General features: G+C 49.4%; 17 protein-coding genes. 15 read left to right on the top strand and 2 right to left on the bottom strand.

The window, feature by feature from the left end; genetic code table 11:
- Nucleotides 1-81 precede the first annotated feature (81 nt).
- Both PaeBR_RS19020 and PaeBR_RS19015 read right to left on the bottom strand, forming a co-directional pair.
- Nucleotides 82-552, bottom strand: a complete 471-nt coding sequence (locus PaeBR_RS19020; RefSeq protein ID WP_410512083.1) for an ImmA/IrrE family metallo-endopeptidase — start codon at nt 550-552, stop codon at nt 82-84.
- Nucleotides 553-556: 4 nt separating this feature from the next.
- Nucleotides 557-1,309: a helix-turn-helix domain-containing protein gene (locus tag PaeBR_RS19015; RefSeq protein ID WP_410512082.1), complete on the bottom strand. Its 753-nt coding sequence runs from the start codon at nt 1,307-1,309 to the stop codon at nt 557-559.
- A gap of 266 nt (nt 1,310-1,575) precedes the next feature.
- Between PaeBR_RS19015 and PaeBR_RS19010 the strand changes: the two genes are divergently transcribed.
- From PaeBR_RS19010 to PaeBR_RS18940, 15 genes are all read left to right on the top strand, one after another.
- A complete protein-coding gene (locus PaeBR_RS19010; RefSeq protein ID WP_410512081.1) occupies nt 1,576-1,770 on the top strand; it encodes a helix-turn-helix domain-containing protein in 195 nt (64 codons plus the stop codon).
- Between the two features lie 190 nt (nt 1,771-1,960).
- Nucleotides 1,961-2,779, top strand: coding sequence for a Bro-N domain-containing protein (locus PaeBR_RS19005; RefSeq protein WP_410512080.1), 819 nt, complete (start codon nt 1,961-1,963; stop codon nt 2,777-2,779).
- Nucleotides 2,776-2,964, top strand: coding sequence for a hypothetical protein (locus PaeBR_RS19000; RefSeq protein WP_410512079.1), 189 nt, complete (start codon nt 2,776-2,778; stop codon nt 2,962-2,964). Before PaeBR_RS19005 ends, PaeBR_RS19000 begins: the two co-directional genes overlap by 4 nt.
- 138 nt (nt 2,965-3,102) lie before the next feature.
- Nucleotides 3,103-3,312: a hypothetical protein gene (locus tag PaeBR_RS18995; RefSeq protein ID WP_410512078.1), complete on the top strand. Its 210-nt coding sequence runs from the start codon at nt 3,103-3,105 to the stop codon at nt 3,310-3,312.
- Between the two features lie 74 nt (nt 3,313-3,386).
- Entirely contained in the window at nt 3,387-3,665 is a 279-nt protein-coding gene (locus PaeBR_RS18990) for an AbrB/MazE/SpoVT family DNA-binding domain-containing protein (RefSeq protein WP_410512077.1), read from the top strand.
- Nucleotides 3,658-4,269: a hypothetical protein gene (locus tag PaeBR_RS18985; RefSeq protein WP_410512076.1), complete on the top strand. Its 612-nt coding sequence runs from the start codon at nt 3,658-3,660 to the stop codon at nt 4,267-4,269. The genes PaeBR_RS18990 and PaeBR_RS18985 overlap by 8 nt, the downstream gene beginning before the upstream one ends.
- A 124-nt stretch (nt 4,270-4,393) precedes the next feature.
- Nucleotides 4,394-4,897, top strand: coding sequence for a hypothetical protein (locus tag PaeBR_RS18980; RefSeq protein ID WP_410512075.1), 504 nt, complete (start codon nt 4,394-4,396; stop codon nt 4,895-4,897).
- Nucleotides 4,894-6,084: a DUF2800 domain-containing protein gene (locus tag PaeBR_RS18975; RefSeq protein ID WP_410512074.1), complete on the top strand. Its 1,191-nt coding sequence runs from the start codon at nt 4,894-4,896 to the stop codon at nt 6,082-6,084. Before PaeBR_RS18980 ends, PaeBR_RS18975 begins: the two co-directional genes overlap by 4 nt.
- An 89-nt stretch (nt 6,085-6,173) precedes the next feature.
- Nucleotides 6,174-6,980 (top strand): DUF2815 family protein, encoded by an 807-nt coding sequence (locus PaeBR_RS18970; protein WP_410512073.1) that lies wholly within the window; start codon nt 6,174-6,176, stop codon nt 6,978-6,980.
- Entirely contained in the window at nt 6,968-8,935 is a 1,968-nt protein-coding gene (locus tag PaeBR_RS18965; RefSeq protein ID WP_410512072.1) for a DNA polymerase, read from the top strand. Before PaeBR_RS18970 ends, PaeBR_RS18965 begins: the two co-directional genes overlap by 13 nt.
- A 14-nt stretch (nt 8,936-8,949) precedes the next feature.
- On the top strand, nt 8,950-9,282 hold the full coding sequence (locus PaeBR_RS18960) for a hypothetical protein (RefSeq protein WP_410512071.1): 333 nt from the start codon (nt 8,950-8,952) through the stop codon (nt 9,280-9,282).
- Nucleotides 9,279-9,599 (top strand): hypothetical protein, encoded by a 321-nt coding sequence (locus PaeBR_RS18955; protein ID WP_410512070.1) that lies wholly within the window; start codon nt 9,279-9,281, stop codon nt 9,597-9,599. The genes PaeBR_RS18960 and PaeBR_RS18955 overlap by 4 nt, the downstream gene beginning before the upstream one ends.
- A gap of 111 nt (nt 9,600-9,710) precedes the next feature.
- Nucleotides 9,711-10,235: a hypothetical protein gene (locus tag PaeBR_RS18950; protein WP_410512069.1), complete on the top strand. Its 525-nt coding sequence runs from the start codon at nt 9,711-9,713 to the stop codon at nt 10,233-10,235.
- 12 nt (nt 10,236-10,247) lie between these two features.
- A complete protein-coding gene (locus tag PaeBR_RS18945; protein WP_410512068.1) occupies nt 10,248-10,400 on the top strand; it encodes a hypothetical protein in 153 nt (50 codons plus the stop codon).
- Nucleotides 10,401-10,425: 25 nt separating this feature from the next.
- On the top strand, nt 10,426-12,882 hold the full coding sequence (locus PaeBR_RS18940) for a VapE domain-containing protein (protein WP_410512067.1): 2,457 nt from the start codon (nt 10,426-10,428) through the stop codon (nt 12,880-12,882).
- Nucleotides 12,883-13,005: the final 123 nt, after the last annotated feature.

Genomic DNA, 13,005 nt, shown 5'->3' with positions numbered 1-13,005 from the left:
ATTCCATCACCCCAAACATTCGTTCTATTAGAAGGCATATGTGAACAGCCTTGCAGCCGGAAAATGCAAGTCCATAGATTCTCATGAAAATAGTTCAATTACACCGAGTGGATCAAATAGTACAATATGCCGATCATCAACTGTAACTGACGGGCCATATTTTTCAGTAAATCGGTCGATAGCCGCCTGCAAAAACTTTTCAGTGACTCCTAAATATTCGGCAAGATCATAGCGGCCAGAGACATGCGCATAATGGGCTTGTACAATACGATCCAATGGAATCATGCATTGATAAGCCCATTGCCTGGCTCGTAACTCCTGTTTGCGGTTCTGGATATCGGTTTGGTCAAGGATGTCACCGTCACTGGTATGGTAGTGTCCAATCTCTTCGGCGAGTATACAAGCTTTTTCAATAACAGTAGAAATACGCTTGTCCAATATAATTACACCATCGCCGTAAAATCCTTTGTTTCTACCCCGCAAGCTCTTTTCAATGATGTCTACGCCTGAAGTACAGGCTTCTTTATGTAACGCTTCGTAATCATATGCCATTGCGTCACTCCCTGTTCTTCTTCAGCTGCCTTTTTAATTTGAGTAACTCTTTAAATTCCTCAATGTCCTGAAGCTCATCTTCTGTCCAGCCCTCGCCATCGTGATGAGCCGCAATGGTATAAATTTCCTCTTCATAATTATTCGTAAGATTATTCAGTAAATCAAAGCCTTTTTCAAGGAATTCGTGAAGAGACAACGTTGTTACAATACCGCCGTTTTTATTGTTGATATGAACCTTATCAACAATATCTTCATTTTCAGGTGTGACAGTGAATCCAGCTTTCTCATAGTAATCGACAAGTTCTTCAGTCGCTCTTTTCCGAGTTGAGTCTAATTGCCTTTCGCTGACATATCCTGCAGCTTCTAAAAAATCATCTTCTCCGAAAAGTATGCTGTGCTGGTTATTTGACGCTATCTTATGCACAGTTTCAACAGAAGGTTTGTCGTATGGATATCCAAGACATATTCTGACGATTTCATTTTGATCTAGACCGGTGTCCGTAGAAAATTGGACTAGGGTTCTGTTCCCTTTTGCGATGTTTGTAAGGTTCGAAAATTTATTTGCATCAAATCCATACAGTACTCGATTTATTGAAACATTAAAGTAATCAGAAATCTTTTGAACCTTATCTATTGAGGGGGAATTCTTGTCCCAATTATATATAGAACCCTTACTTAGCCCCAATAACTTTTCTAACTTCGGTATCGAAATTCCCTGCGTTTCGCAAAGGGACTTGATATTTTCAACCGTCGACATAATTCACCAACTCCATTTTTAGAATTAACAAAAAATATTTGACTTTGAGGTTGACCATTCAAAAATATTCAGTTATTATTATCTCAACAGCTTAATTGATAGCAAAAAAGGCGACAAAAAACTAGAGGGGTGTTACCCCAATTCTAAAAATCGTTCCCCAACGACGTTTATTTTGTTGTGTCTTCTTCACGATAATAGAATATTTTCAGTGGAGTGTCAACAATTAAGCAAAATATTTTACAAATTCTGAATAAGGAGGGGTTTAAATGCAGCACTATACCGAATTCGGAGCCGAGGCCAGGAAAGTCATGTTCCAAAGAAGTATCAAGATGAAAGATGTCGCACAGGAACTCGGCGTATCGGTAACATATGTTTCGGAAATTTTCAAAGGAACTCGCCCAGGTGAGAAACAAAAGCCGCTGATTGCAAAAATGCTGGGCATGGAAAGTGATTCTTTATGAAGTCACAACATTTTTATACGGCCAAGGAAGTTCAGCAACTTTTAAGTCTTGGGACCGCTAGGACGGCACTGAACAGAATTCAATCTATGAATGCTGAATTAGAGGCTAAAGGTTATTGGGTAGAACGTGGAAAGGTTCCCGTATCGTTCTTCCACGAGAAATATCCCTATCTTAAGAAAGGAGCTACCTCATGAAGCTGACATTGCAATTCGAAGGCAAGCATACTGTACTAACGCTCCTGGCTACTGATGTGAATATTCCGTTCAAGGGCGATTTCATCATCAGCGCCAAGGACGTGGCCGCTGTTCTGGAGTATCAAGGAGAGAAAGCAACGGCAAATGTCCTTAAATTTTGTAAGGAAGAACACATCTACCTTGTATCGAATTCAGACATTCTGAATCGGAATGTTAGAAAACTGCATAACACAGGCGAGAAATTCATATCGAACTTATCCCTTAATCGTGTTCTTGGACAATCGGGGCAGCCCAAAGCGATACCGTTCCAAGACTGGATTTACGAAGACATGCTGCCTTCTGTTCAGATGACAGGTCAGTATTCCCTACAGGGAAACGAATCTCAATTGCTTCACTTTAAGAAAGAGGCATACATGGTGGAGATTGCGGCCAATGTGCTCCGGTTACCAGATAGCGGACGCTTGAAGCTTCTGGGAGACTTCAACCGTGAACATGGCTTATCGGTTCCATTACCAGGGTATGCGGACGAACCTATCACCGAATCAGCGACAGAGTTGCTGAAGAAACATAGTGTCGGAATTCAAACCAAGGTGTTTAATGTGTTACTCCTGAATTATGGGTTCCTTGAAGAGAAGGAGCGTCCATCAAGCAAGGGCGGCATCAAAACATTCAAATCGCTGACGGAAGCTGGACTGGAATATGGAAAGAACATTATCAGCCCAAACAATCCAAGAGAGACTGCGCCGCATTATTTTCCCGACAAGTTCCCGATGTTGTTGGAGGCCGTTGGCCTGTTGAAAGGAGATCGCCAATGAACATTAAAGAACAATTAGAAGCAATACATGCTCAGCTCACACAGACGATAACGGCTCTATTGTTAGTCCAGGACAAGAAACACATTACAAAGCTTGGACTAGCCCGCATCGAGATCCGCGAGACGCTGATCTGTATGGAGCAAGAGGAGGTCAAGCAACATGCTAATCTGTACGCAGTCAGCTGATCAAATCATGTGGAGACGGCTGGAGCTAAGACGGTTACGTTGGCGCCTCGAAAATGGACGAGCCTCTTGCGATCCGGACGTGCTACCTGCTGCGCTTGATTACCTAGATTCAGAGATTTCCGAATTGGAGCTGATCGTATGAGCAAAGTAACGAATCCGCTTGAAGTTATTGATTATTGTCCGGTGTGTGGAGCTGAGTTGCTCTTTGGACAGTTAGTTCTCAAACACGGTGTGGATCTGCTGTGCAGCACTGCTTGCTTCATTAAACATATTGGCGCTGTGGTGATCACAGCAGGTGACCACGAAAGGGGTGATGCCTCACAACATGAAAATGACCCAACGGATTAGGGCCCGTCAGGTCATCGCTTTTAAACACAACACATTATGAGGTCAGTGTACCACTGACCGAGAGGAGACGCAAGATGAAAGCTACAGGAATTGTACGCCGCATTGATGATTTGGGCCGTGTCGTTATACCGAAAGAGCTTCGCCGCACGATGGGGATTAAAGAGGGAGATCCGCTGGAGATTTTCGTGAGTGGCGATCAGATTATTTTGAAAAAGTATAATCCGGGCTGCACTCTTTGCGGCAGCTTAGATAGCATTCAATACCTCACTGGCAAGCCGATCTGCATGGGCTGCGTCACTAGAATTGTCAAGCTTCAACCCACTTTAATAAAGGAGCGTGCCGTCCATGAGTAAGAAGTACATTTTGACTGAAACCACCAAAGAAGTGTGGGGCGTTACGTTATTTCAAATCAAAGCTACTCAGAGTTTCGGCGATGTTGAGGTTGACGAACTGGGCGGCTGGATCGCCTCCGAAGCAAACCTGAATCAGAGCGGCAATGCTTGGGTGTCCGGCAATGCTCGGGTGTCCGGCAATGCTTGGGTGTCCGGCGATGCTTGGGTGTCCGGCAATGCTCGGGTGTCCGGCAATGCTTGGGTGTCCGGCAATGCTCGGGTGTCCGGCGATGCTCGGGTGTCCGGCGATGCTCGGGTGTCCGGCGATGCTCGGGTGTCCGGCGATGCTCGGGTGGAATCTTCCAAACACATCGCCTGGTTTTCTTCCGTGGGCTCCGAGTATGGCACGCTAACCGCCTACACCATCAAAACAGGTGAAGTGGAGGTTACGCGTGGCTGCTTCCGCGGAACGATTGACGAATTTGAGGCCGCCGTAGAATCTCGGCATGACGGGCGTCGCTTTGCAGAGGAATACCTGGTGCTGATCCAGTTCATTCGTCTGCGCTTCCGGGAGATTACCATCACGATGGTCGATGAGGAAAGTGGCGAGGATATTGATTCTTAAGCTATCCAGCCATATCCGCTGCGAAGTCTGTGGGAAAGTTGTGAACATCCGGTTTATCCGGAATTGGAACGAACGTCAAGTCTGCACTTATTGTATTCATTCACTTACTAGGGAGGCATAATTCATGTCCGTACAAATTCATATCAACGGCGATAACGCCGCAGAAGCAGTTAAAGAGTTATCCGCATTGGCTTCACATTTTGGTGGCGATCAAGCTACCCAAGCTCCTGTTACTGCTACTGTAATCTCGCAGGATTGGGCTACTCAAGCAAATCCTCAGCCTCCTGTTCAGCAAGCTGCCACTCCGGATTATCAAAACTACCCTGGTCAGCCGCAATGGCAGGGTCAACCGCAGCAATCCGTGCCCGTTCAGCAGCCGCAGGGGTATCCGCAGCAATCGGTACCGCAACAGCTCACGGCGAATCCTGTAGGCGGTGTGCCTACAACCGCTCCGACCTACACGATGGAGCAGCTAGGTGTGGCCGCTGGGCCGTTAGTGGATGCGGGGCGCAGTGTAGAGCTTACCGCCTGGATCAATCAACGCGGAGCCGGGGCTCTGACGCAGCTGGATCCTACGTATTATGGCGAGTTTGCCACTTACCTACGGAGTCTCGGAGCTAGGCTATGACCGAGATCGCCCACGCAGAACGGGCACATGCCCTGTTGTCGGCCAGCGGAGCACACCGCTGGCTTCACTGCCCACCGAGCGCAACGCTTGAAGCTACACTCCCAGATACAACCAGCACGGCTGCGATGGCTGGAACTCTCGCTCATGAAATTGCTGAGTTGAAGTTACGCAAGGCCTTCGTCGAACCGATCACGACTAAAAAGTATAACGCGGCCTTTAAGAAGTTCAAGGAAGCTCCGCTGTATGAGCCCATCATGGACACCAACACGAATGTTTACCTGGAATACATTCAGGCGATCGTTCACGCTTTCCCTTCGCCCCCTTATGTGGTGGTGGAGCGCAAAGTGGATCTGAGCGCCTATGTGCCGGAGAGCTTCGGAACGAGTGACTGTATCATTATCGGCGGTAAGCAGCTGCACGTAATCGACTACAAGAACGGTAAAGGTGTGCCGGTGGAAGCCCAGGACAATCCGCAGATGAAACTCTATGCGCTTGGTGCTCTCCGTGCTTACTCATTACTCTATGAAATTGAGACGGTGCACCTAGCTATCGTACAGCCGAATGTTTGGGAGCGTCCTTCCGAATGGTCTCTACCTGCAGCTGATCTATTAGCCTGGGGTGAATCCATTAAGCCCATTGCACTACAAGCCTTTAATGGTGAAGGGGATTATGTCGTGGGCAGCCATTGCGGTTTCTGCAGGGCAAAGGAGACTTGCCGCGCTCGAGTCGAAAGCCTTCTATCCATTGAGCCTCTTGTGCCACTGAAACCCCCGTTAATCGGATGGGGGGAGGTAGCAGAGGCACTCCGAAAAGCTGAAGGTATCGTGAGCTGGTACAACGCCATAAAGAAATTGGCATTGACAGAGATCCTTAAAGGTGGCGAGCTGCCAGGCTGGAAAGCTGTAGAAGGCCGGGGCAGCCGAGCCTATGCGGATTTAGACGCAGCGTTTGCCCACCTGAAAGCAAACGGTATTGACGAAGCAGTTCTTTATGACCGTCAACCCCTAACACCTGCCAAGCTAGAAGACGTGTTGGATAAAAAGCAGTACAAAGAGTTACTGGAGGAAACGGGCCACGTTATTAAATCGTCAGGTGCACCTACACTGGCTCCTTCAGACGACAAGCGTAAGGCGATTTCCGACTTAGTGAAGCCCCAAGACGTGTTTAACACTCCGTTAGAGGCCTAGGTATGGGAGATATAGCTGATTATCACATTGAGCAAATGACATCCGGCCGCTGCTCAAGCGGCCACTATAATCGAGGAGGAAAATCATCTATGAATCAAGTCGACGTAACAGCAGTAACTACAGGGCAGGTAAGACTCAGCTTTGTTCACCTCTTTCAACCACATGCCAATCAGCCGGGGCAAGAGCCTAAATATAGTACAACTATTTTGATTCCAAAGACTGATGTGGCCACTAAACAGCGCATCGATGCGGCTGTTCAAGCAGCCTTTAATAAAGGAGTAGCAGCTACATGGGGCGGTGCCCGTCCGCCACAGCCGAAAATGCCTATCTGGGACGGTGACGGAGTGCGTCAGAATGGTGATGCCTTTGGTCCAGAGTGCAGAGGTCATTGGGTGTTAACCGCAAGTAGTAAGCAGCAGCAGGCTATCGTTGATGCAAATCTTAATCCGATCATTAACCAATCCGAAGTATACAGCGGCATATTTGCCCGTGTGAACATTAACTTCTTCCCATATTCCGCTAATGGTAACCGGGGCGTAGGCGCAGGTCTTGGCCCTGTTCAAAAGCTGTCAGATGGTGAACCTTTGGGCGGTCGGATCAGTGCGGAACAAGCCTTCGGCGGTAATGGCGGCGGCGTAGGTTTTGTGCCAGCGCCGGCTCCACAGGGTTTTAACCAAATCCCTCCGCAGCAATATCCTCAACAAGGTTATGGCCAAGCACCACAACAGCCGTATGGACAACAGCCTCCAGCTCAGCCTGGGTACGGTCAACCGCAGCAGGGCTACGGTCAAGCACCACAGCAAGGTTACGGCCAACAGCCTCCACAGCAGCCGCCGGCACCGCAGATTGATCCGATTACGGGTAAACCTCTACCTGGTGGCGTATGGGGAATCTAATCCAGCATTTATCCATCGACATCGAAACCTACAGCAGTATCAACATTAAGAAAGCGGGCCTGTACAGATATGTGCAGGCTCCTGATTTTCAAATCCTCTTATTCGCCTATTCATGGAGCGGTGGGCCGGTACAAATCATCGATATGGCTCAAGGTGAGTTCATCCCAACTTGGGTGGTCGATGCCCTTCAAGATCCTAACATCATGAAACATGCATACAACGCGGCATTCGAATGGTACTGCCTGAACAAGTTCTTCTATTCACCGATTGAACAGTGGCGCTGTACTCAGGTCCACGGATTGTATTGTGGATACCCTGCAGGCCTTGGAGCCTTAGGTGAGGCCCTTGGATTACCCCAGGATAAGAGGAAAATGGGCGTAGGGGGTTCACTTATTCGAACCTTCTGTATCCCAACAAAACCAAATAAAAAGAACGGCATGCGGACGCTTACCCTGCCGCATCATGAGCCCGAAAAGTGGCAGCTGTTCAAGGATTATTGCATAGGTGACGTTGTGGCTGAAATGGAGATCCTTCGCCGGCTATCTGTATTCCCAGTACCTGATCAGGAGTGGCAGCTTTGGCAGCTCGACCAACGCATTAACGTTCGAGGTGTGGCTTGTGACCTTATTATGGTTGAGGGTGCTCTTGCGATCGACGAACAAATCACCGCCGAACTCATGGCCGAAGCCATACAGCTCTCGGGGCTGGATAATCCAAAGTCAGTCCAGCAGCTTAAGAAGTGGCTAACCGAAGAGATCGGGGAAGAGGTTGATAACCTTCGCAAGGATACGGTATCCGGATTAATTGAAACCGCTGATGAGGGCAGGGCCAAGCGAGTGTTAGAGATCCGTCAGGAGCTCAGCAAAACGAGTACTAAGAAGTATGTGGCCATGAAAGAAGTGGCTTGCCTGGATCAGCGGGTGCGGGGGCTCCTGCAATTTTACGGGGCGAACCGAACAGGACGATGGGCAGGACGCTTGGTCCAAGTTCAGAATTTACCTAAGAACAAAATGTCCACTTTGGAATATGCCCGACAGCTTGTCATTGACCGCAATATTAATATGCTCAAATTCATTTACGGCAACGTACCGGATACACTTTCTCAGCTTATCCGGACGGCATTTGTAGCCCCGGAAGGTAAAACACTCCTGGTCGCTGACTTTAGTGCGATTGAGGCCCGTGTTATTGCTTGGTTAGCTGGGGAGCAATGGAGACTGGACGTGTTTGCTACACACGGCAAGATTTACGAAGCTTCTGCTTCTCAAATGTTTGGTATTCCCTTGGATGAGATTACAAAGGATCTGCGGCAAAAAGGCAAGGTGTCAGAGCTTGCACTGGGTTACCAGGGGGCTAAAGGTGCGTTGATCCAAATGGGCGCTTTAGACATGGGGCTTACTGAAGATGAGCTGCCAGAGATCGTAACCCGCTGGAGAAATGCCAATCGTCGTATCGTGGATCTTTGGTTTTCTCTCGAGGCCGCGGCGTTGGACGTCATGCAGTATGGCGATCCCGTAGGTATAAAAGGCATCATTATGGCAAGGGAGAGTCATCATGGAAACAGGCTGGACTTCTTCACAGTACAGCTGCCATCCGGACGCAAGCTTTATTATGTACAACCGACGCTGGCACAAAACGACTTCGGCAAGATGGCACTTCACTATAAAGGGCCTGATCAAAAGACAGGCAAATGGACCACACTCAGCACCTACGGCGGCAAGCTGACGGAGAACATCGTACAAGCGATCGCAAGGGACTGCCTAGCGGTTTCGATGGTACGGGCCGATCAAGCGGGTTATCAGACCGTATTACATGTTCACGATGAAATGGGCATTGAGACCACGGATCCGGAAGAGTTGGAGCGTGTTCTTGATCTTATGGCTGAGCCAGTGCCGTGGGCTCCAGGATTACCACTGAAGGCTGCTGGATTCGTGACACCATTCTATATGAAGGATTAACGGGAGGAATGTAAATGGAAACCTTCTTTCAGTACAAGGCTATGTGGGCTGAATTGGAGCCCAGTGATGTAATTGATGAAGTATCTGTTCGACTCGGAGCTGAAATGGTTAAGCCGGGGGACCGTATCAGTCGGATCGGTAAGAAAAAACGTTCCCTGTTTGAGATGAAGGAAGGCCATTATCTACGTTATGTCGGTCGGATTGGGCGAACTCTACTGTTCAAAACTCCAGAACTAGATCCCACTAATCTCTATTATGCTTTCGAGTATGTTACCTCTGACACGCTTCTTGTTGGAGGGGCTCAGGGCTGTATGGATATCCGGGTTGATGAGCTGGTGAGAGCATGAGACGGGGTACAACCTACGGCGGTTTGAAGCCGCATCCAGACGACGCTATTGACGGCATTGAATACGACAGTTCTATGCGGATGAAGTTTCATCCTGACTTCCATCCAAATCACGGTAAACCATTTAGTGACGAGGATCTTGAATACCTGTGTACGTTTTATGGAGTGGACGATGTAAGGACATTATCGTTTGCGATGGGTAAGACAGAGCACGTCTGTAGGGTGAAGTTTGCAAAGCTTAAAGCGGCTGGATTAGTCGATTACTATCGGAACAATTATAAGCAACAACTGGAGGCGGCGTGCAATGCTACGGGCTGATCCTTATTTTCAAGATATTCCTTGGGACATTATCACAGACGACAGCGGCAAGGTGATCGGAGAGGTCTTTATGACTCTCCCAGCTCCGCCGCCAAGGAGGAGACAAGACAAGTGGGATACGACTACTACATTACACCCGAAGACTACGAACGTGCAGCGACTCAGGGGGTGAGCCGAATGCGGCTGGAGTATCGTATTCGTTCTTGGGCTTGGGAGAAAGAACGTGCGATTTCAACACCGCCGCGTCCGTTACAGGATCGCTCTGAGTGGCGAAAAGTGGCCGAAGCAAACGGAATTCCCCGCGCGTTATTTTATAATCGTATCCTTCATCATGGATGGGGTGAGGAACGGGCAGCGACACAACCGATAGCAACAGACGTTGATCGTGCGGCTAATGCCCGCATTGGCATGGAGGCTAACCGGGTTCATCCTCCGGAGTATATCGCATTGGCCCGAGCAAACGGCATTCCATACAAGCGCTTCACCTGGCGAGTGCGTCACGGTTGGGGTTATGAGAGGGCCGCAACAGAGGCCAAAGTACCGCCAGAAGAGGCAGGACGCAGGGCTAAGCAAAGGACAACAGAGCTATACGGGGATATTAACGCACCTATTTTCAAATCAAGTACATCGAAGTAGGAGAGTGCCAGTATGAAGTGGGAAGCTTTTGAATGTGAAGAATGTAACCAGCGTTTTGCGCTCGAGCAGAAGCCTGGCGACGAGATTGAAGAACCACTTTGCCCGTCATGCTCTGGACCCTATTCTCTGGCGATTGAGCTAACGGTGTTAGAACCTATCAAATGATTAATGACTAAAGGCGGTATGCCCTGTGAATTTTGACAGACAGATTACGATATCAGCGGCCGGCAGCCGCCGAGCAACGCACTGGCCAGCGCAGACACTTTACTGGTCTGAACTTGTGGAGCGTTTGCGGGTGGCTGCGCGAGGCACCGAGACGCTAGCTCAGTACTTAGCCCTGCCGAAAAGCCAGCAGGACGATCTGAAGGACGTCGGTGGATTCGTGGCCGGGATACTGGATGGAGGTCGCCGAAAGGCTGCTGCAGTATTGAGCCGAGATGTACTGACACTTGACCTAGACAATATACCTGCAGGTGGTACGGCAGATGTATTACGCCGACTGGAGGGGCTCGGCTGCGCCTATTCGGTATACAGTACCCGAAAGCATGAGGAGTCCCGGCCACGGCTTCGGGCGTTAGTCCCCGCGGACCGAACGGTTACAGCGGATGAGTATGAACCGCTCACGCGAAAGCTCGGTCAGATCCTCGGTATGGAGCTGTGCGATCCGACTACATTTGAGGCGTCACGGCTGATGTACTGGCCAAGCTGCAGCGCAGATAGTCAATACGTTTACACGTTCGCAGATAAGCCATTTGTATCTGCAGATGGCCTGCTGGGCTTATATACGAACTGGCGCAATATTGCAGAGTGGCCGGAAGTACCAGGAGCCAGTCAGGCTCACGTCCGATTAGCGGCGAAGCAAGGTGATCCAGCAGCCAAATCCGGAATCGTCGGTGCCTTTTGCCGGACTTACGATATCCATCAAGCCATTGCTGCGTTCCTTCCAGGGGCTTACTTTGAGACCGATGATGGCAGCGGTAGGTTAACCTTTGCCGGTGGTTCCACTGTTGGTGGCGCGGTAGTCTATGATGATGGGCAATTCTTGTACAGCCATCATGCCACGGATCCAACCAGTGGCCGTTTGGTCAATAGCTTTGACCTCGTTCGGATGCACCGCTTTAGCGCTCAGGATGATGAGGCTAAGGCGGGTACGCCAACGAACAAGCTGCCTTCTTATTCTGCCATGACGGCCTTCGCTCTTGAGTTGGAGCCCGTTGCGGGACTACTTAAACAGGAACGCTATGAAAAAGCCGTAGCTGGGTTTGAATCGGCTGGACCTGTTCCCTCATCAGCAGTTGTGGATCCCGTATCTATGGACTGGATGCAGAAACTTGAGATTAACAGTAACGGAATGTACCTGAAGACCGTGGACAACGTGCTGATCGTACTAGAGTATGACCCCGTATTGCGGGATAAAATTGCATTCGATGAATTTGCGAATCGTGGACTTGTACTTGGATCGTTACCGTGGGATAGCCGTACGGATCGAAGACCCTGGGCGTCTTCCGATGATGCTGGAATCTACCACTATACCGAAAAGGTGTACGGTATTGCGGTGGACGCAAAGATCAATCACGCCTTAACGATCATATCGCACAAGCGCCGATTCAATGACGTACGACGATACCTGGAGAGTCTGAGCTGGGATGGAGTACCGCGTCTGGATACGCTGCTCCGGGACTACTTGGGTGCAGAGGATAATGTTTATACCCGGGCGGTCTCCCGTAAATCTTTAACGGCTGCAGTAGCGAGGGCGATGGTGCCAGGCGTCAAATACGATTACATGCCAATCTTAGCGGGTCCACAGGGTTTGGGAAAGAGTACCTTTTTGCGGCTGCTGGGTAAGCACTGGTACAGCGACAGCTTGACGACCTTTGAAGGCAAAGAGGCCTGTGAAATGATTCAAGGGGTCTGGGTTAACGAGGTGGGGGAGCTGACGGGGATGAGCAAGGCTGAGACCAATTCCGTAAAGCAGTTTCTTAGCCGGACAGAAGACATCTACCGAGAGGCTTATGGTAAACGTACGATGCCCTATCCACGACGCTGTGTATTCTTCGGGACCACGAATGATAGTGAGTTCCTACGTGATCGTACGGGAAACCGCCGTTTTTGGCCCGTGGACGTTGGGCAGCTTCCTTCTATTAAGAGTGTGTTCCGGGATCTGGAGCCCGAAGTAGATCAGATTTACGCGGAGGCCTTCGTACGCTGGCAGTTTGGAGAGCCTTTATATCTTTCTGGAGAAGCCGAAGAGTTGTCCAAGCGGCAGCAGGAGGCACATAGGGAGAGTAGTGTAAAGGAAGGTATCATTCAGGCATTCGTGGAGAAGTCAGTACCTGAAGACTGGCAGAAACGCGATGTGTCCACAAGAATGATGTACTGGGGCGGCGAGTTTGGGAAACCCCACGAAGGGGTGGCAGGTCCACGGGACCGGATATGTGCCGCTGAGGTGTGGTGCGAATGCTTCAAGTCAGACATTAAGTTTATGAAGCAGATGGATGCCCGAGAGATTAACGGCATTCTGGCGTCAATGCCTGGATGGGAAGAGTACCGAGGTCGATACGGTCCGTACGAATTCCAACGTGGGTTTAAAAGAAAAGGCATTTTGCTTCAGCAGAACGGAAGGTGGAAAGATCAATTTGAATGTTGACAGACCAGGGTTGACAATCCGTGAAACGTCAACAATTCCCGTGTGACAGATTAATAGGTGTCAACGGCGATGTCAACGTAACCGTCAACAGCTAAAAGCTTTATAAACACTATATTATTTATA

Source organism: Paenibacillus sp. BR2-3, from assembly GCF_046529485.1.
GTDB lineage: Bacteria > Bacillota > Bacilli > Paenibacillales > Paenibacillaceae > Paenibacillus_AQ.
The sequence above is the reverse complement of the archived record's forward strand: the minus strand, read 5'-3'. Positions and strand labels throughout refer to the sequence as shown.

Coding starts and splice junctions, on each gene's coding strand:
- PaeBR_RS19015 (WP_410512082.1), bottom strand. CDS start 1,309: ATGTCGACGGTTGAAAATATCAAGTCCCTTTGCGAAACGCAGGGAATT.
- PaeBR_RS18965 (WP_410512072.1), top strand. CDS start 6,968: ATGGGGAATCTAATCCAGCATTTATCCATCGACATCGAAACCTACAGC.
- PaeBR_RS18960 (WP_410512071.1), top strand. CDS start 8,950: ATGGAAACCTTCTTTCAGTACAAGGCTATGTGGGCTGAATTGGAGCCC.
- PaeBR_RS18945 (WP_410512068.1), top strand. CDS start 10,248: ATGAAGTGGGAAGCTTTTGAATGTGAAGAATGTAACCAGCGTTTTGCG.
- PaeBR_RS18985 (WP_410512076.1), top strand. CDS start 3,658: ATGAGTAAGAAGTACATTTTGACTGAAACCACCAAAGAAGTGTGGGGC.
- PaeBR_RS19000 (WP_410512079.1), top strand. CDS start 2,776: ATGAACATTAAAGAACAATTAGAAGCAATACATGCTCAGCTCACACAG.
- PaeBR_RS19020 (WP_410512083.1), bottom strand. CDS start 552: ATGGCATATGATTACGAAGCGTTACATAAAGAAGCCTGTACTTCAGGC.
- PaeBR_RS18975 (WP_410512074.1), top strand. CDS start 4,894: ATGACCGAGATCGCCCACGCAGAACGGGCACATGCCCTGTTGTCGGCC.
- PaeBR_RS18990 (WP_410512077.1), top strand. CDS start 3,387: ATGAAAGCTACAGGAATTGTACGCCGCATTGATGATTTGGGCCGTGTC.
- PaeBR_RS19005 (WP_410512080.1), top strand. CDS start 1,961: ATGAAGCTGACATTGCAATTCGAAGGCAAGCATACTGTACTAACGCTC.
- PaeBR_RS18995 (WP_410512078.1), top strand. CDS start 3,103: ATGAGCAAAGTAACGAATCCGCTTGAAGTTATTGATTATTGTCCGGTG.
- PaeBR_RS18955 (WP_410512070.1), top strand. CDS start 9,279: ATGAGACGGGGTACAACCTACGGCGGTTTGAAGCCGCATCCAGACGAC.
- PaeBR_RS18980 (WP_410512075.1), top strand. CDS start 4,394: ATGTCCGTACAAATTCATATCAACGGCGATAACGCCGCAGAAGCAGTT.
- PaeBR_RS19010 (WP_410512081.1), top strand. CDS start 1,576: ATGCAGCACTATACCGAATTCGGAGCCGAGGCCAGGAAAGTCATGTTC.
- PaeBR_RS18970 (WP_410512073.1), top strand. CDS start 6,174: ATGAATCAAGTCGACGTAACAGCAGTAACTACAGGGCAGGTAAGACTC.